The following is a 21,723-nucleotide window of genomic DNA, read 5'->3' on the forward strand; positions in this document are numbered from 1 at the left end:
TCGTGAGAGCGCTCTCACACACGCGGCACAGCACGCGTGGGAGCGCTGTCCGGAGTGCCCTCACCACCATCACGAAGGAGTGACCGTGCCCTATTCACGACGCACCAGGATCGCCGCGGCGATCGCCGGCGCCTCGTCCCTCGCCCTGATCGTCACCGGATGCTCGTCGGGATCCGACGCCTCCGCGGGCGGGGACATCGAACTGACCGTCACCACGTTCAACGCCATGGGCTTCGACGAGCTCTACGGCGAGTACGAGGACGCCCACCCGGGCATCACCATCGTCCCGAACAACATCGACACCGGCGGCAACGCGCGGACCGACGCGTTCACCAAGCTCGCCGCCGGCTCCGGGCTCGCCGACGTCGTCGCCATCGAGGAGGGCTGGCTCGGCTCCGTCATGGAGGTCTCGGACCAGTTCGTCGACCTGCGCGACCACGGCATCGAGGACCGCAAGGCCGACTGGGTCGACTGGAAGTACGAGCAGGCGACCGACCCCGAGGGGCGCGTCATCGGCTACGGCACCGACATCGGACCCGAGGGCCTCTGCTACAACACGGCCGCCTTCGAGGCCGCAGGTCTGCCCACCGACCGCGCCGCCGTCGCCGAGATGCTCGGCGGACCGGACGCGACCTGGGACGACTACTTCGCCGCCGGCCAGAAGTACCACGACGCGACCGGCAAGGCGTGGTTCGACCACTCCGGATTCGTCTGGAACGCCATGGTCAACCAGCTGCCCGAGGGGTACTACACCTCCGACGGCGAGCTGAACGTCGAGGGCAACCCGGAGCTCGAGGAGCGCTGGGGCCAGCTGACCGACGCCACCGCCTCCGGCCTCTCGGCCGCGCAGAAGGCGTGGGACTGGAACAAGGGCACGTCGTTCACCGACCAGACCTTCGCCACCTTCGTCTGCCCGGGCTGGATGTTCGGCACGCTGAAGAGCAACGTCGAGGCCGGCGGCGGGAACGCCGAGGCCACCGGCTGGGACTTCGCCGACGTCTTCCCCGGCGGCCCCGCCAACTGGGGCGGCTCGTTCCTCTCGGTCCCGACCCAGTCGAAGCACCCCGCCGAGGCCGCCGCGCTGGCGTCGTGGCTCAGCGAGCCGGAGCAGCAGCTGAAGGCGTTCGAGGCGGCCGGACCGTTCCCGAGCACCCTCGACGCGCAGAAGGAGCTCGCCTCGGCGGCCGCTCCCGACCCCGGCATGAACGACTCCCCGACCGGCGCGATCCTCGCGCAGCGCGCCGAGGGCGTCGTCGCCCAGTACAAGGGCCCGGACGACTCGCTGATCCAGGAGAACGTCTTCGGACCGGTCCTGCAGAAGGTCGACCGCGGCGAGATCGATGGCAAGGAGGGCTGGAACGAGGCGCTCCAGCTCCTCGGTGAGCTCGTCGACTGATCCGGTCGGGCCGACGCCCGGGGGATGACCCCTCCGGATCGACGCCTCCCCGCCCCGGGAGGTCCGGCCGCCACCGGACCTCCCGGTCCCGCGCGGCCGGGCCGCCCGCATCCCGGCCGGCCCCGCCGCATCCCCTCCGACTCCGACTCGACCTCGAAGAGAGCGCCATGACGAGCACACTCACCCCGCCGGCCACGGCGACGCCCCCCGCGGGGAAGCGGCGCCCGGCGCCCCGACTCCCGCTGACCTTCCGCCAGCGCGCGAGCCGCTTCGACGTGAAGGCCTCGCCCTACCTCTACATCTCGCCGTTCTTCCTGCTCTTCGCGCTCACCGGCGCGTTCCCGCTGGTCTACACGCTCGTCGTGTCGCTCTACGACTGGCAGCTGCTGCAGGGCCAGGGCGACTTCGTCGGGTTCGCGAACTTCGCGGCCGTGCTCGGCGACCGCTTCTTCTGGAACTCGATCGTCAACACGCTGAGCATCTTCCTGCTCTCCACGATCCCGCAGCTCGCCGTCGCGCTGCTGCTCGCGGCCGCCCTCGACCAGGCGCTGCGCGCCAGCACCTTCTGGCGGATGAGCGTCCTGCTGCCGTACATCGTCTCGCCGGTCGCGGTCGCGCTGATCTTCTCGAGCGTCTTCAGCGACCAGGAGGGCCTGATCAACAATCTGATCGGCCTCGTGGGCATCAGCCCGATCGAGTGGACGAACGACCGCCTCGCCAGCCACGTCGCGATCGCGACGATGGTCAACTGGCGCTGGACCGGCTACAACGCCCTCATCCTCCTCGCCGCCATGCAGGCGGTGCCGCGCGAGCTGCACGAGTCGGCCGCGATCGACGGAGCGAACGCCTTCCGCCGCTTCCGCTCGATCACGATCCCCAGCATCCGGCCGACCCTGATCTTCGTGATCATCACCGCCACCATCGGCGGCCTGCAGATCTTCGCGGAGCCGCGCCTGTTCGACGTGTCGAACGCGGGCGGCATCGGCGGCTCGGACCGGCAGTTCCAGACCACCGTCCTCTACCTCTGGGAGATGGCGTTCTTCCGCCAGAACTTCGGCGAGGCGGCCGCGATCGCGTGGCTGCTGTTCCTCCTGATCGTGCTGATCGGCCTGCTCAACTTCGCGATCTCGCGGCGGATCGCCTCCGTCGAGAACCGGATCTCGAAGCGGCGCGCCACCCGCCGGGCGACCGCCGACGAGATCGCCGCCGCGGACCCCCTGCTCACCACCACCGGCCTCGGCCAGAACGAGAGCGAGCGATGACCGCCCCCGCCACCTCCGCCGTCTTCCCGGTGCGCCGCGTCCGCGCCTCCCGCGCCGGCCGCGTCGACCGGCCCGGCTTCCTCACCTACGGGCTGCTGAGCGCCTTCATCCTCGGCTCGACCTACCCGCTGTGGTGGTCGTTCGTCGTGGCGAGCGGCTCCAACGCGACCCGCAGCGAGACCCTCCCGCTCGTCCCGGGCGGCAACTTCCTCGCCAACGCCTCGCAGGTGCTGACGGCGATCCCGTTCTGGACGGCGCTGCTGAACAGCGTCCTCGTCTCGGGGATCATCACGCTGTCGGTCGTGTCGTTCTCGACGCTCGCCGGCTACGCCTTCGCGAAGCTGCGGTTCCGCGGGCGCGACGGTCTGATGATCGGAGTCGTCGCGACCATGGCGATCCCGACGCAGCTGGGCATCATCCCGCTGTTCATCCTGATGCGGCAGCTCGGCTGGACGGGCTCGCTCGGCGCCGTGATCGTGCCGACGCTGGTCACCGCGTTCGGCGTCTTCTTCATGCGGCAGTACCTGGTCGACGTGATCCCGGACGAGCTGATCGAGGCGGCGCGCGTGGACGGAGCCAACCAGTTCCGGACGTTCCTCACCGTCGCGGTCCCGGCCGCGCGGCCGGCGATGGCGATCCTCGGGCTCTTCACGTTCATGATGGCGTGGACCGACTTCCTCTGGCCCCTGATCGTCCTCAGCCCCACGAATCCGACGCTGCAGACGGCGCTCGCGCAGCTGCAGTCGGGCTACTACGTCGACTACTCGATCGTGCTCGCCGGCGCCGTGCTCTCGGTGATCCCGCTGCTGGTGCTGTTCCTGCTCGCCGGGCGCCAGCTCATCGCGGGAATCATGAGCGGAGCGGTGAAGGGCTGACGCCCGAAGGCTCCCGCGGGACCGGGTCGGGGGACATCGGACCGCGGGACGGGGGCCTCGGGCCCGGGGTCGTGGTGCCCCGGGCCCGGGGGTCGGGGGCTGCGAGGAGGGATCGGGCAGTGGACTGAGCGGCCGGCGGGTTCCCGACTCGGCCGGTCGTCGTGCTCGGATCACCCCGACCGCTGCCGCGCAGGTCCCGCCGATCACACTCCGCCCGAGACCTCCTGGCCCGCCCTCCCGCCGCCTGGGCTGGCGCGGAGGAGGCGACATGGAGCCGAACGACCGGCGCGACGAGGACCCCTCGAGCGGGTCGGCGCAGCCGCGTCCGGGGGACGGGCCGACGCCGTCGGAGCAGGCGCTGCGCGCCTTCCGCGATGTCGCGAACGGGGCGGATCCGACGAGCGAGGCGTTCCGGCTGTCGAACGACTTCACCGACCGGCAGGCCGAGCGGCTCCGGAGCCTCCTCGCGCGCTTCCGTCGCGGGCGCTGACCGTCACGGGGCTCCCCGGCGTCGGTGGCCCGTGACCGGTCGCCCACCGCGCGAACGGCGAGCGCCCCGACAGCGCGCTCCTGCTCCGCCCTGCATCACCCCCGAATGGCCGCGATCCGCGCCCCTTCGCGCCGAGGACGCGGTCCACGGGCCCGCTGCTCCGGCGCTCGGCTAGCCTCGGAGGCACCCGCGAGGAAGGCCTGCATGACCCACGACGCCGTCTCGGCCGCCCCGACCCTCGAAGCCGTCGCCGCTCTGGCCGGAGTCTCCCGCGCCACGGTCAGCCGGGTGGTCAACGACTCCCCGCGCGTGAAGGACGGCGCCCGGACGGCCGTGCTCGCCGCGATCGAGCAGCTCGGCTACGTGCCCAACCGCGCCGCGCGCTCCCTCGCCAGCCGTCGCACGCAGACCGTCGCGCTGGTGGTGCCGGAGTCGGCGGCGAAGGTGTTCGCGGATCCGTTCCTCGCCTCGGTCGTGCAGGGCGCTGCGATGGCGTTCGTCGGCACGGAGTACACGCTCACGATCGTCATCGCTTCGGAGGCGGCGCCCGAGAAGACGCGGCGCTACCTGCTCGGCGGCAACGTCGACGGCGCGCTCGTCGTCTCGCACCACAGCGGCGACCACTCCTACGCGCAGCTCGGCGCCTCCCTCCCCGTGGTCTTCGGCGGGCGGCCGCTGACGGAGGACGGCGGCAGCTACTTCGTCGACGTCGACAACACCGGAGCGGCGCGCACGGTCACCGAGCACCTCCTGGGCCTCGGCCGCACGGCCCCCGCGATGATCGCGAGCCGTCAGGACATGCCGGCCGCGATCGACCGCCTGGCCGGCTGGCGCTCGGCCGTCACCGCCGCGGGCCTCGACGACTCGCTCGTCGAGTACGGCGACTACTCGCCCGAGGACGGCGCGACCGCGATGCGCCGCCTGCTCGACTCCGGCCGGCCGATCGACGCGGTCTTCGCCTCCAACGACCAGATGGCGGCGGGCGCCCTGACGGCGCTGCGCGAGCGCGGCCTCACGGTGCCGGGCGACATCGCGCTCGCGGGCTTCGACGGCGACTACTTCGCCGAGGCGAGCGAGCCGCGCCTCACGACGGTCCGCCAGCCCTCCACAGGCCTCGGCGAGGCGATGGCGGACGTGCTGGTGCGCCTCCTGGCCGGCGAGGAGGTCCAGCGCGTGACGCTGCTGCCGACCGAGCTGCTGGTGCGCGGCTCCACGGTCGCAGGCGCGTGACCCTGCGCTGATCGCGCTGATCCGCTCGCTGAGTCGCCCGGATCGGCTCCCCGCTGCGGCGTGTCGCGAACCGATCCGGGCGACTCAGCGCGGGACGGGCTCGTCGGGGACCTCGAGCAGGTGGAAGGGGCCCACGGGGAGCGGGCCGGTGCTCCACAGCGCGATGACGGCCCAGCCGAGGTCGGCGTGGGCGACCGCGCCCTCGGGCAGGGTGCGGGTGAAGAGCGCGTAGTCGACGCCGTCGAGGGGGAGGGCGCTCACCTCCCACGCGGGCCGGTCGGCGGCCAGCTCCTGAGCCCGCGCCTCCGCCGCCACCATCGCCGCTCGCGTCCGGTCCCCGGGCAGGCCCGCGGGGATCGCCGAGAGGAGGAGCGAGCCGATCGCGAGCGCGGCCGTCGCGACCGGGTCGGTGACCACTCCGTGCACCGAGCCGCGCGGCCCGAGGCGGACACCGGTCAGCCGCAGCGTCCGGACCGAGTACGAGCCTCCGTGCCGCTCGGCGCGGACCGCGAGGTCGTCGACCGGCCCGTCGTTCGTCCGCCCGCTGCCGTCGACGGACCACGGATCGGAGACGGGGACCAGCGCGCGCACGCCCTCATCCGACTCCCTGCGGCGCCGCCGGTCAAGAGGCGCGTCGGGAGGACCGTCGCCGAGGTGCCCGGATCGGCTGGCCGCTGCGGCAAGTCGCGTGCAGATCCGGGCGACTCAGCGCGGAGGCGCGGAGGCGCGCAGGCGGCGGCTCAGAACTCCTCGTAGTTGTAGGGCTCCGGGTCCTCGTCGATCACGGGGCGCGCGATCGTGGCGCGGTTGCTCTTGATGCGGGAGCGGATGTCCTCGACGGCGGCCTCGACGGCGCCGGTGGTCGACTCCTCGTCCTTGATGGAGACCTCGACGGGCACGGCGACCAGCTCGCTGCTCGCATCGAGCGTCATCTTCGCCTCGATGAGCTCGCCGTCCTCGGTGAAGGCCGGGACCGTGACCGCTTCGGAGTGCTCCTGGCGGTCGATCGCGGTCACCAGGTCGAGGAGGGCCTCGGTCACGGCGTCGGTGGTCACAAAGCTCTTGGAGGCGTAGGTCAGCTGCTGCATGCCTCCACTCTCCCGAACGGGTGCGGTCCCTCGCACGGGGTTGCGCCCGGTGTGCCCGGCCCGTAGCGAAGGTGCCCGCACGGCGACGCCCGGAGGAGTCAACCCTCTAGGCCGCGATCCGCGCGTCCGCTTCCCTGATGGCGGGGCCTCGGGAGGAGGCGCGGGGGTCTCGGGATCCCGAGGCCCCGGCACTCGATCGGGAGGGGACCGGATGCGGCGGAGCGGCCGGCGACTCCGCGGCGACCGGGCCTTCCAGGGCGCCGTCCTGATCGGAGTCGGGCTCATGGCGGCCGTCGACGAGATCGTCTTCCACCAGATCCTCGCCTGGCACCATTTCTACGACCGCTCCACTCCGGCGATCGGGCTCCTCTCGGACGGGCTGCTGCACGCGGCCGAGATCCTCGCGCTCGTCGGCGGCGGCTTCCTGCTCGCCGATGCGCGGCGCCGATCCGCCCTGCGTCCGCGCACGGCGTGGGCCGCGGGCTCACGGGGGCGGGGCTGTTCCAGCTGTGGGACGGAGTCGTCGACCACAAGCTGCTCCGCGTGCACCAGGTGCGCTACGACGTCGACCTGCTGCTCTACGACTCCGCCTGGATCGCCTCCGAAGCGGTGCTCCTCGCGGCGGGGCTCCTCCTCCTGCCGCGGCGACGGCGCGCGACGGCGTGACTCCGCACGCCGACCACGCCCTGCTCGACGCGGGTCTGCTGCTCCTGGTCCCGCTGGCCGCCGCGGCGGCGCTCGGAGGGGGCGCCGCGGCACTCGAGCGGCGGCGCGGACGGCCGTGGCCGCTCCGCCGCACCGCCCTGCTCCTCGGCGGGCTCGCGACCGCGGCGCTCTGCTTCACGGGTCCGCTCGCGGAGTGGTCGCACGCGGATCCGCGCGGGGCGATGCTGACGCACCTGGTCCTCGGGATGCTCGCGCCGCTCCTCCTGGTGCTCTCGGCCCCGGTCACCCTGGCCCTGCGTGCGCTCGACGTCGCCGCGGCCCGACGGCTCTCGCGGCTGCTCCGGAGCCGCCCGGCCCGTCTCCTCGCCCACCCGGTGACGGCGCTCCTGCTCTCGACCGGACTGCTCGCCGCCGCGCACGCCGATCCGCTGCTGCACCTCGCGCTCGGCGTGCACTTCCTGCTCAGCGGCTGCCTGCTGACGGCGGCGCTCGCCGGAGTCGACCCGGACCCGCACCGCGCCCCGTTCGGCCTGCGCCTGGGCGTGCTCGGAGCGGGCATCGCCGCGCACGCGCTGCTCGCGACCGTGCTCTCCGCGGAGGCGCCGGACGAGACCGGTCGGCAGGCCGCGCTCCTGCTGTTCTACGGAGGCGACCTGCTCGAGACGGCGCTCGCCGTGGTCGTCTGCGCCCAGCGCTACGCGGCGACCGGTCGGGGGCTCAGGGCACCGGAGCCGCGACCGGGACGGGATGTGCGGCGACCGCGGCCGCGCGCCGCGTCGCCCAGTTGTTGAGCAGCAGCGCCGTCACGACGATCGCCGCGCCGAGGAGGGCGACGGGACCCGGCCGGTAGCCGCCCGCCATGCTGATCGCGAAGGTCGTCACCGGGACGAGGTTCTGGAAGAGCGTGCCGTTGAGGGCGCCGAGCAGCTTGATGCCCGTGTTCCACAGCAGCACGGCGACGACGCCGGCCAGGAGGATCAGGTAGGCCAGCTGCGGCCAGGCCGCGAGCACCTCGGTGCCGGTCGGCGGGTGCGCGGAGCCGGTGGCCGTCGCGACGGCGACCGCGACGGCGATCGAGGGGCAGCCGAGCGCGGTGGTGAGCGTCGAGTACCGCAGCGCCGACCAGCCGGGGAAGGCCGCGGCTCCGCGCGTGTAGACGACCCAGCAGATCGCGCCGAGCAGGGCGAGCAGCTCGCCGAACCCCAGCTCGCCGTCGAGGAGGAGGGCGACGTCGCCGCGGGTGACGACGAGCGCGACTCCTACGAGCGCGAGCAGGATGCAGCCGACGGTGGCCGACGGCGGGAGGCGCCGGGCGCCGATGCTCGCGAGCACCGCCCCGATGGCGGGCATCATCCCCATCATCAGACTGACGTTCGGGGCCGAGGTGAACCGCAGAGCCGTGAAGGCGAGCAGGCCGAAGCCGGCGAATCCGGAGGCGCCGAGCAGCGCCAGACGCCACCCGCGGCCGTCGAGCCGGAAGGCGCGGAGCCCCTCCGCCCGGGCGAGCAGCGCGGCCAGGACCACGGCGGCGGCCGTGTAGCGGATGAGGGTCATGAAGAAGGAGTCGACCGTCGCCGCGATGCTGTCCGCGACCGGGAGCATGCCGCCCCAGAGGATCGGCGGGATCAGGCAGAAGAGCAGACCTCGCGACCGCATGGCGCCCCCGACCCGTCGGCTGCGGCCGCCCCGGGTGGGGGCCGTCGCTCGATGGTGGACCCCGGCGGCCCGGCGCACAAGAGCGCCGCCGACCCCCGAACGGTCCGCCGTGAGGCGGCGCGGGAAGGGCGTGGACCGTATGGCGAGGAGGCTCGACGAGCCACCTGACCGGGTACGACGACGGTGGATATGCCGCAAGGGCCTTGCGTGGCCCCTTTAGGGGGACAAATTTCACTTGCTTCCATCATCTCCGTGCCCCTACATTGATCGCAGCACCCCCCGATGCTGTCCTCTGTCAGGCCCTGCTCCGATCCCCCCGTCGGACGCCGTTCCTCACTCGGGTCGCGCCCACCCCGGCGACGACCTCCGTTCCGCGCGGGCGCTCATCAGCGCACATCGGCCCCGGCCGCGGAGAGGAACAGTCATGCGCACACAGCCCGGCCACGGCGCGGACGAGTCGACGGCTCCCCGTCGCCGGGCGACCTGGGAGGCGCACGACGAGGCGGCAGCGCGCCCCCTCCCCGGACGCCGTGCCGCCCGCCCCGGGCGCGAACGGGTCTCCGCTCCGCGCCGCCTCGCGTCCGCGCTGCCTGCTGGAGCGATGTCGGTGCCGGCTGCGCCGACCACGGTGCTGGAGCGTCCGGCCGCACCGGCCGCGCTCCTGGAGCGCCCGGCCGTCCCCGCTGCGGTGGTCGAGCGCCCGGTCGTGCCGGCCGCTGTCCTCGAGCGTCCGGCCGCCGCGATCGCGCTGCTGGAGCGTCCGGCCGCACCGACCGCGCTCCTGGAGCGTCCGCCGGCCCCGGCTGCGGTCCTCGAGCGCACTGCGCTCCCCGCCCTCGACACCGACCGGCTGCCTCCGGCGACCACCCCGATCGCCCGCACCAGGCCCCGCAGCGGCCGCCGCGCCTCGTCGCGCATCGGCGACCTGGTCGCCGCCCTCCCCGCCCACAACGAGGAGGCCGGGATCGCCGCGGCGATCGAGGGCCTGCGCCGGCAGACCTGGCCGCCGGACCGGATCGTCGTCATCGCCGACAACTGCACCGACGCCACGGTCGAGATCGCCCTCGCGCACGGGGCCGAGGTGTTCGTGACCGTCGGGAACAGCCACAAGAAGGCGGGCGGCCTCAACCAGTTCCTCGCCGAGGTCCTTCCGGGGCTGCGGGACGACGACCTGGTGCTCGTGCAGGACGCCGACTCCGCGCTCGACCCCGGGTTCCTCGAGATCGCGCGCGGCAAGCTGCACGGCGGCATCGGGGCGGTCGGAGGAGTGTTCCGCGGCGGTGAGGGCGGCGGCTTCGTCGGCCACCTCCAGCGCAACGAGTACGCGCGCTACGCCCGCGACGTGCGCAGGCTGAACGGGAAGTGCCTCGTCGTCACCGGGACCGCGGCCGTGCTGCAGGTCGCCGTCATGCGCCGCATCAGCGCGGCCCGCCTGGCCGGCTCCCTCCCCTCCGGAGACGGCATCGGCGGCATCTACGACACCACCGTCCTCACCGAGGACAACGAGCTCACATTCGCGATCCGCCACCTCGGCTACGACGTGCTGAGCCCCGCCGGCTGCACCCTCGTGACCGAGGTCATGCCGACCTGGGGCGACCTGTGGCGTCAGCGCCTGCGCTGGAAGCGCGGGGCGGTCGAGAACTGCGTGCAGTACGGCTTCACGCGGGTCACGGCTCCCTACTGGGGGCGCCAGCTGCTCACCATGCTCGGCTGCATCATCACGTACGTCTACCTCGCCACGATCGTCTACGCCGTCGGCTGGGGCGAGCTGAGCTTCCAGCCCTTCTGGCTGGCCGTCACAGCGATCTTCGTCGTCGAGCGGATCGTCACGGTCCGCGACCGCGGCTGGCGGTACATGCTCGCCGCCGCATCGATGTACGAGCTCGTCGTCGACCTGTTCCTGCAGGTCGTCCACACCAAGGCCTACCTGGATGCGCTGACACGCCGTCAGCGCGACTGGTGAGACAGAGAGAGAGACATGTACAACCACATCGGAACAGCCGCCGGAGCCGGAGTCGGTGCCGGAACGCTCGCCATGACCGGGTTCGACTCGGTCTGGCTGGCCCTCGCGGCCTTCGCCCTCATCGCTGCGGGGACCGCCGTCCTGCGCATCGCTCCTCGCCGCAAGCGCGAGGTCTGAGACACGGTGGCGGGCGGGGGACAGCCCGCGCCCGTCACCGTCCCACGACCGCCGTCGCGGCGGAGGTCCGGCTCGCGGTGGTGTACCCGGTCTTCGTCCCGGTGACGGTCAGCGTGATCCGCTTCCCCGCCTGAGCCTTCGTGAGCGTGAACCGCGGCGACGTCGCTCCCGCGATCGCCGCGCCGTCCGCCTTCCACCGGTAGGTGAGGTGGACCGGAGCCGGCGTCCACGGACCCGGATCGGCCGTGAGCACCGCCCCGACCCGGGCCGTGCCCATGACGGTCGGAGTCGCGGCGCCGAGGGTGCCGGCGGCGACCGGTGCGGTCGGCTGCGAGGTCGCCGGGCCGGAGCCGTCGGCGGCGCTCACCGTCACGGTCACCCGCTTGCCGACCGCGGAGGAGGGGACCACGAGATCCGGACCCGTCACTCCCGCGATGTCGACGCCTCCCGCCGCCCAGCGGTGCACGAGCGGTTCCGTCCGAGCGGCGGAGGAGGACAGCGTCGCGCCCACCGCGGCGGTCCCGACGACGACCGGAGCCGGCGCCGCGTCGGACCGGTAGACCGCGACGTGGTCGACGAGCATCGTCCCGCCGGAGCTCTTCGGAGCGGCCGCGCTGTCGCATCCGCAGACACCGTTGGGCAGCCCGCCCCCGATGGCGAGGTTCAGGATCAGCAGCACGTCGTTCGGCACCGCGGCCTGCCACGCGGCCGCGCCCACCTCCGACTCCCGCACCACGTGCCGGGTGACGCCGTCGATGAGGAACTCCACGCGCTCGTCGCCGGGCACGGTCCGGTCGAGCAGCGCGGAGTAGCGGTGGAACCCCGTCACGCAGGACGCGCAGTCCAGCAGCCCGCTCGTCCGGCCGGCGGGCTCGTCGCAGGGGCCGCCGTCCGGCACTCCGCAGTGCAGCGTCTGGATCACCTGGGCGGTGCCGTTGACGGCCTCGAGCATGTCCAACTCGCCGGTCGCGGGCCAGTCGATGACGGCGTCCGCGTCCCGCCCGAGAGCCCAGAAGGCGGGCCAGTAGCCGGTGGCCTGCGCGACGTCCGGCAGCTGGATCGAGGCGGTCATCAGCAGTCGTCCGCCCGCCGGCGCCGAGAACGACTTGTCGGCGGTGACGATCCGCCCGGACGTCCAGGCCCCGGCGGAGTCGCGGAGAGCGCGGATGCCCAGAGCGCCGCCGCCCGTGAGGAAGACGTTCGCCGTAGACGCGGTCGTCCGGTCGATCGCTCCGGTGCCCCAGGTGCCGACCTCGTGCTCCCACTGGCTCCCGACCGGCGCGCCCGCCGGCCCGGTGAAGTCGTCGCGCAGGAGCGTGGTCCAGCCCGGGGCGTCGGCAGGCGCAGCCGTGACGGCCTGGTCGGCGGACGAGGCGACCGGAGTCGCGGACGCCGGCGCGAGGGCGGCGACCGCCTGCGGGGGCGTCGCCGCGAGCACTCCGAAGCACAGGGCCGCGAGGGCGAGGGCGAGACGCGGCCGGTGGAGGAGTCGTGAAGGCATGGCGAGTCCTCTGCGTCGACGGGGTGCACAGCTGCGTGCACTTCGACGCTAGTGAGGAGGACTCGCTCTTCCTCCACCCTCGAGGCGGGGTGATCCCCGGCACGAAAGCTCACCACCGGGCCCGTCCGGCGCGCTGACCTCCGCCGCGAGATGCCACTTCAGTACGCGACACGCCGCACGAGGCGTACCGAAGTGGCATCTCGCGGGAGGGGGACGGCGCGGGCCCGCTCAGTGCTCGGCGCGCCCCGAGTCCTCGATGAGGCGCACCTTCACGTTCACGGCGAGGGGCCCCGAGACCGACGGGTCGGCGGCGAGCAGCGCGTGCATCCGCTCGCCCACCAGGCGGAGCGTCTCGGGGGCCGGCAGTGCGGCGGACGCGGCGATGTGCGCGCTCACCGTGGTGAACCCCTCCGACCGGTCGATGTCGACCAGCACGTCGGGCTGCCGCAGCGCCAGCTTCACGGCGAGCGCGTCGGCCGCGGCCTCGACCACCGGCTGCGCCGGGTAGACCCCTGCGACGCCCTCGATGTCGCGGATCTCGGCGGTCAGCCGCTGCGAGAGCTCGGTGTCGTCGGTCATTCCCGCTCCTCCCGGTGGGGGTACACGTCGTCGACGGTCACGTCGATCGCGCCGACGATCAGCTCGGTGTGGCGCTCCAGGGCGTAGCGGATGCGCTCGCGCAGGCGGTCGGCGGCCACGGCGACCGGCAGGCCGAACTCGAGAGCGCAGGTCACGTCGATCCGCACCACGGCGCCGGGAGCCGAGACGTCGCCGTCGAGAGTGCAGCGGCCCATGATGACGCCGCCCATCGTGTCGCCGGCGCGGCGGATCATCCCGCGCACGGCCGCCTCGGTGAGCGCCAGGCGGAGGGTCGGGTCGGGGTGGCGGACGGGGATGTCGCGGCCGGAGCGCACCTCGGAGCGGATCGCGTCGAGCAGGCCGGCGATCCAGACCTCGTCGCGGTCGGGCTCGCGGTCGGCCTCCTGACGCAGCGCCCGCGCCGAGAGCTCGGTGAGGCGGGTGAGGTTCGCGAGAGCGAGCCGGCACGCGGCGGAGTTCTCGATCGAGGGGTCGCGCGGCTCGCGGCCTCGGTCGAGGTACTCGCCCAGCTCCTCGAGCGTGTGGCCGTCGAGGTCGTCCTCGGGCACGGCGGCGTCGTCGGTCATCGCCATGCCTCCAATTCGTGGAGCAGGAATCGACGGGCCCGGGCGAGGAGGCCGCGGACCGTCGAGACGGGGAGTTCGAGAGCGTCGGCGATCTCCTGGTAGCTGTAGCCGGCGGTCTCGCGGAGTAGCCAACAGCGTCGCTGATCAGCAGGCAATCGGTCCAGCGCTTCCCAGACCGCGTCCAGCTGGAGTCGCGCCTCGACGATGCGCTCGGGGGAGTGCTCGGGCGGCGCGGGCGGATCCCAGTCGTCGATGTCGTCGTGGCGGCGGCGGACGCGGATCCGGTCGATCGCCTTGTGGGTGACGATGCGCATCAGCCAGTTGCGGATGTGCGCCGGGCTGTCGAGATCGGCCAGGCGCCGCCAACCGGTGAGGAACGCCTCCTGCACCACGTCCTCGGACTCCGCCTCGGAGCCGAGGAGCTTCGCGGCGTAGACGCGCATGAGGGCGCCGTGGCGGCGGGCGAGCTGCTCGAACGCCTGCACGTCGCCGTCGACGGCGCGCGCGGCGAGGGTCGCGTCGGACGCGTTCAGGAGGGGGTCGTCGTCGATGAGCGCCTCCTCCGCGGTCCCGCGTGCGGTGTCCCCGCGCGCCGATGCCCTCAGTGTGGGGCGCCGTCCGGCATGACTACCAGCCTTGACAACGGGCCGCCGAATCCGCTGGCCGGATTGCGAGTGCCGCCGATGGGGGACGTCACGAGACGGGATTCGTGACATTCCGGCTCCTCGACACGTCTTGATTCCGTACCCCTCGTGCGTCCCCCCGAGCGCACGGACCCCGAACCCGGAAGAAGTCCCCCATGCACTGCTCCCTCCGCCGCCGCCCCGGGCGGACGTCATGAGCGAGTCGACCTTCACCCTCGGCAGCCCGTTCGCGGGCGACGAGCGGGCCGACCGGCGCTACGAAGCCTCCGGCGACGATCCGTCCGCCGCGTCCGCCGTCTACTCCGAGGCGTACGGCGGAGGCGAGTTCCGCGTCGCTCCGTCGCAGCGCGGCTTCTCCTACCGCTACGCCGTCCGCGGCAGCGACCGGGTGACCCTGCGCACCTCCGACTGCTCCGGCACCCTCACCGGCCGGGTCCCGCATCTGAAGGAGTACGTCGTCGGCTGGTTCCGGGCCGGCGGCGGACGCCTGAACCTGCCGCCCTTCACCCGCACCGGCACGCTGTCGGCTCCGTTCCTCTTCCCCGCGGAGCGGCAGTTCGGTCTCGAGTTCGAGCCGCACCGGCAGAACCTCATCCACTTCGCCCCCGGGTTCCTCGAGGACGTCGCGACCGAGACGCACGCCGGCCCCCGCCAGCCCGTCTCCTTCGACCACGAGGCCGAGGCCGACCCGGGAGTCCTCGCCCGCTGGCGCGCCGCGGTGACGGAGGCGACCGCCGCGCTCGCGACGGCCGCCATCACACCGCTGGTGCGCTTCACAGCAGAGCTCGACCTCGCTCGCGTGCTGCTGCTGCTGTTCCCGTGGCGCGCGTGGGACGTGCCGGCCGTGCTGCGCCGACCGTCCGCGTCGAAGACCCGCGTCGCGCTGGACTTCCTCCAGCACCACGCCCACGAGCCGATCACTCCGGCCGACGCCGCCCGCGCGGCCGGTCTGCACACCCGCACCCTGCAGCAGGCGACGAAGCGGCACCTCGGAGTGTCGCCCTCGGTCTACCTGCGCGACGTGCGGCTGGACCGCGCCCACTCCGACCTGATCGCCGGCGACCCCTGCTCGACCACCGTCGCCGCGGTCGCCCGCGAGTGGGGCTTCGGCAACCTCGGCCGCTTCGCGAGCGCCTACCAGGTGCGCTTCGACGAGAAGCCGAGCCACACGCTGCGCCGCTGACGCTCAGCCCCTGCGAGCCCGAGGGCCCGGACCGTCCCAGGACGGTGCCGGGCCCTCGTCGTCTCCGGGTGCCTCTCGAGGGACCGTTTCGGAGGATGCTCCATCGTGTCCTCCGACCGGTCTTCTGGACACGGACCTCGTGACACTCGGCGCCGGCTCAGTCCGGCTGATGCACGTGGATGTCGCTGCTCGACGTCACGCCGTTGAACTCGAGATACAGCTGCCCCTCGACGACCGACACGGTCAGCGTGTTGCGGCGCTCGAGTACCGCGACCGCGGCATCCAGGAACCCCTGGTCGAAGCTCTGGACGGTGATCTGCTCGAGCTGGTGGACGCGCTTGCCCGACCACGCCGCGATCACCTTCTCCGGGTTGCGATGCGTGTAGACCGTCGTGCGGTCGGCCAGCCTGCTCCCGAAGTGCAGTCGCTCGGCATCGGGCGCGCCCACCTCGATCCACGTGGTCAGCCTGCCGGTGGGATCGCGGACCAGCACCGCCGGCTCGGTCGCCGTCGACGAGATCCCCTCGCTGAAGGTGATCCCCTCCACGTATTCGAGGCAGTACGCGAGCACGCGCGTCATCATGTAAGCGTCGGTCTCGGAGGGGTGCCGAGCGGCTCGCAACGTGATGTCCTCGTAGACGCCGCGGTCCACATCAGCCAGCTGTATCGCGAAGTTGTACATCACTGCGCCGGCTGCCACGTGTGGGAGCTTATGTCGGATCCCGTCCGCGCATCCTTCGCACAGCAGACCGACATGACCTCGATCCTCGGATAGGAGGGATGAGCGCCACGCGCTGACGGCCGTCTCGGTTGCACCTCTGACCCACTTCCGCCGGCCGAGCAGGCAGCGCTGCCGACCGCTGAGCAGATCGCTGCGGCCCTCGATCGGACCGCCGACAGGGACGAGCGGGCCTGCTCGCCGCGCTCCGGCGATCGCAGAGGTGAACGTCCGCGGGTGGTCTTCGGCACGTGCACACGACCGGACTGCGCAACCACCTCGCTCGCGGGAGTGTCCCTGGCGACGTCGGCGCGCATGCCGGCCGCTCGTCGGCCGCCGCGTCGTCGACTCCGCCGTCGACCCTGGAAATATCGACGGTCATCGGCTCGATGCGCACGAGGGCCGCACCGTCGCGGCACCCGCGGCCTGTCGCGCCCTGTGCACTCCGCTGGCCGCTCCGCGAGTGCTCCGCGGGGGCCTGTGCAGCCCGCTGGCCGCGAAACGCATTCGCGCTCGACGTTTCCTGCACCTTGGCTGAGCCACCGGGACGTCCGGGCCTCGGGCCACGTCTTCATCATGTGCCACGGATCGTGAGCACCGCGGCCCCCGGCCACGACCTCTGACCATCTGGAGAAGATCATGACCAACGTCACCCCCACCAGCCTCGCCAACGCCTCCTCGGCCAAGCACGGCACCGCTACCTCGGCCGGCAAGAACACGATCGCCGACGGCGTCGTCGAGAAGGTCGCCGGCATCGCGGCCCGCGAGGTCCCCGGCGTGCACGACCTGGGCAACGGCGCCGCCCGCGCCATCGGCGCCATCCGCAACGCGATCAACGCGCAGGACCGCGGCCAGGGCATCTCCGTCGAGGTCGGCGAGAAGCAGGTCGCCGCCGACATCACCGTCGTCGCCGAGTACCCCGTCGCGCTGCAGAAGCTCGCCGACAGCGTCCGCTCCGCCGTCTCCGAGGCCATCTCCTCGGTCGTCGGCATGGAGGTCGCCGAGGTGAACGTCACCATCTCCGACGTCTTCATCCCCTCGGACGACAAGGACGACGAGACCGAGAGCCGCGTCAAGTGACTCCGTCCCACATCGGCCTGGTCCTCGGCGCGGTTCTCGCGCTGACGGCTCTCGTCTTCGGCTTCTGGGCGCTCCTCTGGGTCGCCCTCGCCATGGCGATCGGCTACGGCGTCGGGCGGGTCGTCGAGGGCAAGCTCGACCTGCGCTCCCTCGGCGACACCCTCCGCGGGCGGCGGTCCTCGTGACCGCGGCGGTGATGGCCGACGAGGCCAGCCACGGCCGCACGACGATCAGCTCGCGCGCCGTGCGCCGAGTCGTGTCGGCCGTCACCGCGGAGGCGCTCGACGTGAACTCGTCCGACGTCTCCGTCGAGCTCGACGACGAGGGAGGACGCCTCCACGTCGTCGCGCACGCCCCCATCCACGTCACGCCCCTGGGCGAGACGGGCCGCCGCTCCTCCGGGACGCTGCTGGACCGACTCAGCCGGGCGCAGACGACCATCCGCTCGCGCTGCCTCGAACTGACGGGCTCCACGATCGGCCGGGTCGACCTCCGGATCACCGGTGCCGACCTCCGAGAACGAAGGAGGGTGTCGTGACGACTCCCACCACTGCCGGCCGGGCGCTCTACCCGCGCCTGGTGCGGCGCGAGACGCACTCGTCCCGCTCCGGATCGGCGATCGTCCTCGCCGTGCTGCTCATCCTCCTGTTCGCGTGGCTGGGCACGGAGGCGGTCCTCGCCGTCCTCGGGCAGCCCGCGCTGCTCGTGGCTCCCCAGGACGGAGCGTCCTCGCTGCTGAACGCGGCCGCAGCGCCCATCGCGCTGACCGCCGCCGCCGGCGCCGTTCTCGCGCTGATCGGGCTCGTCCTGATCGTCGTGTCGCTCAAGCCCGGCCGTCGAGGCCGTCGCGCCGTCAGTACGGACCGCACCGCGGCGATCGTCGACGACCGCGTCATCGCGCAGGCCGTCGCCCGCACCGCCGGCTACGCCGGTGACGTCGACCCGGACAACGTGTCGGTGTCGGTCGGATCCCGCGTCGTCGACGTGACGGTCTCCCGCACCTCCGGCCGCAGCATCGACGTCACGCCGATCCGCGAGGCCGTCGACGCCGAGCTCGCCACGTTCGACTGCACCCCGCGCCTGCGCTCCAAGGTGCGCCTGTCCGAGAAGGGAACGGTCCGCTGATGACCACCACGAACCGATTCCTCAACCGGCTGCTCCTGTTCGTCGTGGGCCTCGTCCTCCTCCTCGCCGGCGGCGCCGTCGCGGTGGGGTCGCTGCTCCCGCAGGTCCAGGAGAACGTGTCCACCGCCGCGCAGGACGCGGCCGACCCCACGAGCCAGGCCCTCTCGGGCGGCACCCCGTGGATCCTCTGGGTCATCGCGGTCGTCGCGCTCGTCCTCATCCTGCTGCTGGTGCGCTTCATCGTGCGCCAGGGCCGCGGCCGCACCTCCACGCTGCTGCGCGTCGGCTCCGGAGAGGGAGCGGGGACGCCCACGGGCGGCTCCGTCACCATCGACGCGAAGGTCGCCGAGCAGGTCCTCGAGGAGGCTCTGTCGCAGGAGCCGTCCATCGTCGCGGTCGACGTGACCGCGTTCGAGATCAAGCACCAGAAGGTGCTGCGCGTCACCGCGCACACCCGCCGCGGCGCCTCGCCCGCCCGTACCCGGCAGACGGTCGACCAGGCCGTCCGCCAGTGGGACGCCCTCCTCGGCGAGGAGACGCCCGTCGTCATCCAGATCGTCAGCGGTCTGCGGACGAAGATGAGCGGCTCCGCCCGCGTGCAGTAGCCGCCGGCACCACCGTCCGGCCCTCCCGATCGGGAGGGCCGGAGAGCCCCGCTCAGGCGGGATGGAAGACTTTCTGAAGGAGCACCCCATGTCCGATCCGATGGAGCCCGGCACCGTCGAGCGCATCCGCACCGACGAGCAGTCGACCCCGAACGAGCAGAGCCGACGCGAGTCCGCCCGCCGGGACGCGACGCCGTCCGAGCCCGCGACGACCGAGAGCCGGGTCGCGACCGCCGCCGGCGAGAGCGCCCAGCGCGTGTCCGGAGTCCACCACCTCGGCGGAGCCGTCGCCCGCGGCCTCGACCGCGCCTCCCGCCGCGTGCTGGGCACCAGCACCGTCCCCGGAGTGACGGTCTCGAAGGCCGACGGCGTCACCACCGTCGACATCGACCTCGTCGTCGAGTACCCCCACCCGGTCCGCGAGGTCCTGGACGCCGTGCGCGATCAGGTGCAGCGCGTGGCGGAGCCGGTCGCCGGCGGCCACGTCGTCGTCAACGTCGAGGCGACCGACGTCCACGGCCCGTTCGATCCGATCGAGAAGCCGGAGGAGGACAAGGAGCCGCTCGTCGACACCGCCGAGCGGGCCGCGTCCGACGCCCGCGACTCCGCCGTCGAGGCCGTCGGGAACGCCCGCGACGCCGTCTCCGGTGCCGTCGACTCCGCCCGCGGACGCCTGGCGGACGCCGCCGACGACGCCGCGGACGCGATGGACCGCGCGGCCGACGAGCGCGACGAGCGCGCAGCCGCCCAGAAGACGGCCGACGACGAGCGCGCCGCCGAGCGCGACGAGGACGACCCCCGCGTCGAGACGCACGCCGCCCCGGCCGTCGTCGAGACCGCGGAGTTCGTGGTCCGCGTCCAGGTCGAGCCGGTCGACGACAACGGCGACCCCCGCACCGCGACGGTCGAGGTCGCGCCGGCGGAGTCCGAGCACGTCGACCGCGACGACGCCCGGGCCGACGAGGCCGCCCGCGACGACTCGGACGCCACCCGCTCCGAGGACGCCACCCGCTCCGAGGACGCCCCCCGCTCCGAGGACGACCGCGCGTCGTCCGCCGCCGGTCGGGAGTAGTCCCGTGCGCACCCGCTCGTACGGCGCGCGACGCAAGCCGCGTGCGGCCTGGATCGCGCTCGCCACGGGCGTCGTGCTCTCGTTCGTGGTCGTCGTCGCCGTGCTGCTGCCCGTCCTCGGGCTGATCGGCGCGGCCGACGGGACCACGGCCGGGGCGCTCGACGTCCCGGTCGGCGCGATCGTCCTCTCGATCGTCATCAGCTACGCGGTCGGCCTGGCCTGCCTCGCGGTCTCGTTCCTCTCCCGCACCGCGGCCCTCGCCTGGATCGCTGCGGTGGCCGCCGTGATCGCGACGCTCATCGGCTCGATCTGGCCGCTCATCGCGACCGGATTCGCCAGCGTCGACCAGGCGAAAGACGTCATCCCCTTCATCCAGGACCTGATCGCCCGGGTCCGGGGGTAGCGTCGGGGCGATGAGCTCCGACTACCTCCGCGCCTACGACGACCAGCTCCGCTCCGACGCCGAGACCCCGAGCGCCGTCTCCGTGACGCGCGAGGGGCCTCTGCGTCTGGTGACCTTCGCCGGCGGACGCGGATTCGTCACCTACCGCGACCTCAGCGGCGCCTCCTCCGAGGAGATCGCCCGCCTGGTCGCCGCGGCCTGCGCGCACTTCGACGCCGATCCCGGCATCACCCGCGTCGAGTGGAAGACCCGCGGCCACGACGAGGCCCCCGGCCTGCACGACGCGCTCGTCGCGAACGGCTTCGCGCCCGACGAGGCCGAGTCGATCATGATCGGCCCGGTCGAGGCGCTGCTCTCGGACCGGCCGGTCCCGGAGGGGGTCGTGCTGCGGCGGGTCGTCGACGAGCCGGACGTCCGCGCCTTCAGCGCCATGATCGACGCCGCCTTCGAGGAGGAGGTCGACGTGTCGATCGCCGACTCGCTCGTCGCCCGCCTGGCGCGCGGCGACGGCATGGAGCTGTGGGTCGCCGAGGTCGACGGGCGGATGGCGTCCGGCGGCCGGCTCGAGCCCGTCCCCGGCACCGCCTTCGCCGGCATCTGGGGCGGAGCGACGCTGCCGGAGTACCGCGGACGCGGGCTCTACGGCCTGGTCACCGCCGCCCGCGCCGCCTCCGCCCGGGACCTCGGGAAGACCCTCGTGCACAGCGACTCGACCGAGTACTCGCGGCCCATCCTCGAGCGCGCGGGCCTCGTGCGGGTGTCGACGACGACGCCGTACCGCCGGCGCCGGACCCGGTAGCGCCCAGCGGGGGGTGGATCTCGATACGCGCGCTACTCGATCAGCAGACGCCTGGTGGTCGTCTGCAGCGGAGCGGCGTATCGAGACCCGTCCGTTCGTGCGCGGGATCAGCTCGGGGACGTGATCTCGAGCGCGATGTTGTCGGGGTCGCGGAACTCGAGGAGGCTCATGCCGCCGGCGTCCTTGATCGGCTCGTGCGCGATGCCGAGGTCGTCGAGGACGGCTGCGGCGGCCTTCAGTGCGTCGAGGTCGGGGACGGTGAAGCTGACGTGGTCGAGTCCGACCCGGTCCTCGTCGAAGCGGTCGTCGCCGGGTGCGACGGGGCGCAGGCCCAGCAGTCCGCCCGGGAACTGGTAGATCACTCCGCCGAACACGAACGCCAGCTGCTCCTTCTCCTCCGGCGACGCGTCGGCCGGCGGCGCCTCGAAGGCGACGTCGAAACCGAAGACGGAGTCGTAGAACGGGCGCGAGACGGCGATGTCGCGGACGGTGAGTCGGACGTGGTTGTAGTCGACAGCGGGGATCGGCACAGGGGTTCCTCTCGGCGGGGCGGGCGGAGTGCCCGTCTCCAGTTATTCGGAGGCGGCGGGCCGCCGGTTCGGGGCTGGCGTCGCCTCCCGGGAT

The 21,723-nt window shown here is 73.1% G+C and carries 26 protein-coding genes and 1 pseudogene; 18 read left to right on the forward strand and 9 right to left on the reverse strand.

All coding sequences use genetic code 11. The annotated features are described in order from the left end of the window. Positions 1-85: 85 nt before the first annotated feature. The 5 genes from C5D08_RS02695 to C5D08_RS02715 all read left to right on the forward strand — a co-directional run bounded on the left by C5D08_RS02695 (position 86) and on the right by C5D08_RS02715 (position 5,253). Positions 86-1,396 carry an ABC transporter substrate-binding protein gene (locus C5D08_RS02695; RefSeq protein ID WP_104275834.1) on the forward strand — a complete coding sequence of 437 codons (1,311 nt, stop codon included), beginning with the start codon at positions 86-88 and terminating at the stop codon, positions 1,394-1,396. A gap of 167 nt (positions 1,397-1,563) precedes the next feature. Then, complete coding sequence (locus tag C5D08_RS02700) at positions 1,564-2,658, forward strand: carbohydrate ABC transporter permease (RefSeq protein WP_104275704.1); 1,095 nt, start codon at positions 1,564-1,566, stop codon at positions 2,656-2,658. Next, positions 2,655-3,533, forward strand: coding sequence for a carbohydrate ABC transporter permease (locus tag C5D08_RS02705; protein WP_104275705.1), 879 nt, complete (start codon positions 2,655-2,657; stop codon positions 3,531-3,533). Before C5D08_RS02700 ends, C5D08_RS02705 begins: the two co-directional genes overlap by 4 nt. 268 nt (positions 3,534-3,801) lie before the next feature. Continuing rightward, a complete protein-coding gene (locus tag C5D08_RS02710; RefSeq protein ID WP_104275706.1) occupies positions 3,802-4,023 on the forward strand; it encodes a hypothetical protein in 222 nt (73 codons plus the stop codon). Between the two features lie 204 nt (positions 4,024-4,227). Continuing rightward, positions 4,228-5,253, forward strand: coding sequence for a LacI family DNA-binding transcriptional regulator (locus C5D08_RS02715; protein WP_104275707.1), 1,026 nt, complete (start codon positions 4,228-4,230; stop codon positions 5,251-5,253). An 84-nt stretch (positions 5,254-5,337) separates the two neighbouring features. On the opposite strand, the gene C5D08_RS16885 is transcribed toward C5D08_RS02715, so the two are convergent. Both C5D08_RS16885 and C5D08_RS02725 read right to left on the reverse strand, forming a co-directional pair. Beyond that, positions 5,338-5,844 carry a hypothetical protein gene (locus tag C5D08_RS16885; protein ID WP_181110177.1) on the reverse strand — a complete coding sequence of 169 codons (507 nt, stop codon included), beginning with the start codon at positions 5,842-5,844 and terminating at the stop codon, positions 5,338-5,340. Positions 5,845-5,993: 149 nt separating this feature from the next. Next, the gene (locus C5D08_RS02725) at positions 5,994-6,341 is read right to left on the reverse strand and encodes a hypothetical protein (protein ID WP_104223965.1); all 348 of its coding nucleotides are present in this window, start codon (positions 6,339-6,341) and stop codon (positions 5,994-5,996) included. A gap of 283 nt (positions 6,342-6,624) precedes the next feature. On the opposite strand from C5D08_RS02725, the pseudogene C5D08_RS02730 reads away from it, so the two are divergent. Further along, positions 6,625-7,007, forward strand: a pseudogene (locus C5D08_RS02730) (DUF2243 domain-containing protein). Continuing rightward, the gene (locus C5D08_RS02735; protein ID WP_104275708.1) at positions 7,004-7,798 is read left to right on the forward strand and encodes a cytochrome c oxidase assembly protein; all 795 of its coding nucleotides are present in this window, start codon (positions 7,004-7,006) and stop codon (positions 7,796-7,798) included. Before C5D08_RS02730 ends, C5D08_RS02735 begins: the two are co-directional and overlap by 4 nt. On the opposite strand, the gene C5D08_RS02740 is transcribed toward C5D08_RS02735, so the two are convergent. Further along, positions 7,725-8,663 (reverse strand): DMT family transporter, encoded by a 939-nt coding sequence (locus C5D08_RS02740; RefSeq protein ID WP_104275709.1) that lies wholly within the window; start codon positions 8,661-8,663, stop codon positions 7,725-7,727. The genes C5D08_RS02735 and C5D08_RS02740 overlap by 74 nt on opposite strands. A 424-nt stretch (positions 8,664-9,087) precedes the next feature. On the opposite strand from C5D08_RS02740, the gene C5D08_RS02745 reads away from it, so the two are divergent. Together C5D08_RS02745 and C5D08_RS16890 are read left to right on the forward strand one after the other, a co-directional pair. Beyond that, entirely contained in the window at positions 9,088-10,626 is a 1,539-nt protein-coding gene (locus C5D08_RS02745) for a glycosyltransferase family 2 protein (protein WP_258067244.1), read from the forward strand. A gap of 15 nt (positions 10,627-10,641) precedes the next feature. Beyond that, a complete protein-coding gene (locus tag C5D08_RS16890) occupies positions 10,642-10,803 on the forward strand; it encodes a hypothetical protein (RefSeq protein ID WP_167305255.1) in 162 nt (53 codons plus the stop codon). Between the two features lie 34 nt (positions 10,804-10,837). Here the strand turns inward: C5D08_RS16890 and C5D08_RS02750 are convergent, their stop codons facing one another. From C5D08_RS02750 to C5D08_RS02765, 4 genes are all read right to left on the reverse strand, one after another. Next, complete coding sequence (locus C5D08_RS02750; RefSeq protein ID WP_104275711.1) at positions 10,838-12,304, reverse strand: family 16 glycosylhydrolase; 1,467 nt, start codon at positions 12,302-12,304, stop codon at positions 10,838-10,840. A gap of 228 nt (positions 12,305-12,532) precedes the next feature. Continuing rightward, entirely contained in the window at positions 12,533-12,883 is a 351-nt protein-coding gene (locus C5D08_RS02755; RefSeq protein ID WP_104275712.1) for a hypothetical protein, read from the reverse strand. Further along, entirely contained in the window at positions 12,880-13,470 is a 591-nt protein-coding gene (locus C5D08_RS02760) for an Asp23/Gls24 family envelope stress response protein (RefSeq protein WP_146082619.1), read from the reverse strand. Before C5D08_RS02760 ends, C5D08_RS02755 begins: the two co-directional genes overlap by 4 nt. Beyond that, positions 13,467-13,955, reverse strand: a complete 489-nt coding sequence (locus tag C5D08_RS02765; protein WP_244248147.1) for an RNA polymerase sigma factor — start codon at positions 13,953-13,955, stop codon at positions 13,467-13,469. Before C5D08_RS02765 ends, C5D08_RS02760 begins: the two co-directional genes overlap by 4 nt. A gap of 352 nt (positions 13,956-14,307) precedes the next feature. On the opposite strand from C5D08_RS02765, the gene C5D08_RS02770 reads away from it, so the two are divergent. After that, positions 14,308-15,297: a helix-turn-helix transcriptional regulator gene (locus C5D08_RS02770; protein ID WP_104275714.1), complete on the forward strand. Its 990-nt coding sequence runs from the start codon at positions 14,308-14,310 to the stop codon at positions 15,295-15,297. Between the two features lie 157 nt (positions 15,298-15,454). On the opposite strand, the gene C5D08_RS02775 is transcribed toward C5D08_RS02770, so the two are convergent. After that, positions 15,455-15,997 carry a YaeQ family protein gene (locus tag C5D08_RS02775; protein ID WP_104275715.1) on the reverse strand — a complete coding sequence of 181 codons (543 nt, stop codon included), beginning with the start codon at positions 15,995-15,997 and terminating at the stop codon, positions 15,455-15,457. Positions 15,998-16,654: 657 nt separating this feature from the next. Here C5D08_RS02775 and C5D08_RS02780 point away from each other — a divergent pair. From C5D08_RS02780 to C5D08_RS02815, 8 genes are all read left to right on the forward strand, one after another. Beyond that, complete coding sequence (locus C5D08_RS02780) at positions 16,655-17,095, forward strand: Asp23/Gls24 family envelope stress response protein (protein ID WP_104275716.1); 441 nt, start codon at positions 16,655-16,657, stop codon at positions 17,093-17,095. Beyond that, a complete protein-coding gene (locus tag C5D08_RS02785) occupies positions 17,092-17,280 on the forward strand; it encodes a DUF2273 domain-containing protein (RefSeq protein ID WP_104223990.1) in 189 nt (62 codons plus the stop codon). Before C5D08_RS02780 ends, C5D08_RS02785 begins: the two co-directional genes overlap by 4 nt. Then, positions 17,277-17,633, forward strand: a complete 357-nt coding sequence (locus tag C5D08_RS02790; RefSeq protein WP_244230558.1) for a hypothetical protein — start codon at positions 17,277-17,279, stop codon at positions 17,631-17,633. The genes C5D08_RS02785 and C5D08_RS02790 overlap by 4 nt, the downstream gene beginning before the upstream one ends. Next, positions 17,630-18,220, forward strand: a complete 591-nt coding sequence (locus C5D08_RS02795) for a DUF6286 domain-containing protein (protein WP_104225847.1) — start codon at positions 17,630-17,632, stop codon at positions 18,218-18,220. The genes C5D08_RS02790 and C5D08_RS02795 overlap by 4 nt, the downstream gene beginning before the upstream one ends. Then, positions 18,220-18,825, forward strand: a complete 606-nt coding sequence (locus C5D08_RS02800; RefSeq protein ID WP_104275717.1) for a hypothetical protein — start codon at positions 18,220-18,222, stop codon at positions 18,823-18,825. The genes C5D08_RS02795 and C5D08_RS02800 overlap by 1 nt, the downstream gene beginning before the upstream one ends. A gap of 88 nt (positions 18,826-18,913) precedes the next feature. Further along, the gene (locus tag C5D08_RS02805) at positions 18,914-19,897 is read left to right on the forward strand and encodes an Asp23/Gls24 family envelope stress response protein (protein WP_181110175.1); all 984 of its coding nucleotides are present in this window, start codon (positions 18,914-18,916) and stop codon (positions 19,895-19,897) included. A gap of 4 nt (positions 19,898-19,901) precedes the next feature. Beyond that, complete coding sequence (locus tag C5D08_RS02810; RefSeq protein ID WP_104275719.1) at positions 19,902-20,300, forward strand: hypothetical protein; 399 nt, start codon at positions 19,902-19,904, stop codon at positions 20,298-20,300. A 10-nt stretch (positions 20,301-20,310) separates the two neighbouring features. Then, entirely contained in the window at positions 20,311-21,099 is a 789-nt protein-coding gene (locus C5D08_RS02815; protein ID WP_104275720.1) for a GNAT family N-acetyltransferase, read from the forward strand. 107 nt (positions 21,100-21,206) lie between these two features. Here the strand turns inward: C5D08_RS02815 and C5D08_RS02820 are convergent, their stop codons facing one another. Beyond that, on the reverse strand, positions 21,207-21,629 hold the full coding sequence (locus tag C5D08_RS02820) for a VOC family protein (RefSeq protein ID WP_104223996.1): 423 nt from the start codon (positions 21,627-21,629) through the stop codon (positions 21,207-21,209). Between the last annotated feature and the right edge of the window lie 94 nt (positions 21,630-21,723).

The sequence above is a fragment of the Rathayibacter sp. AY1B6 genome (assembly GCF_002932755.1).
Taxonomy (GTDB): domain Bacteria; phylum Actinomycetota; class Actinomycetes; order Actinomycetales; family Microbacteriaceae; genus Rathayibacter.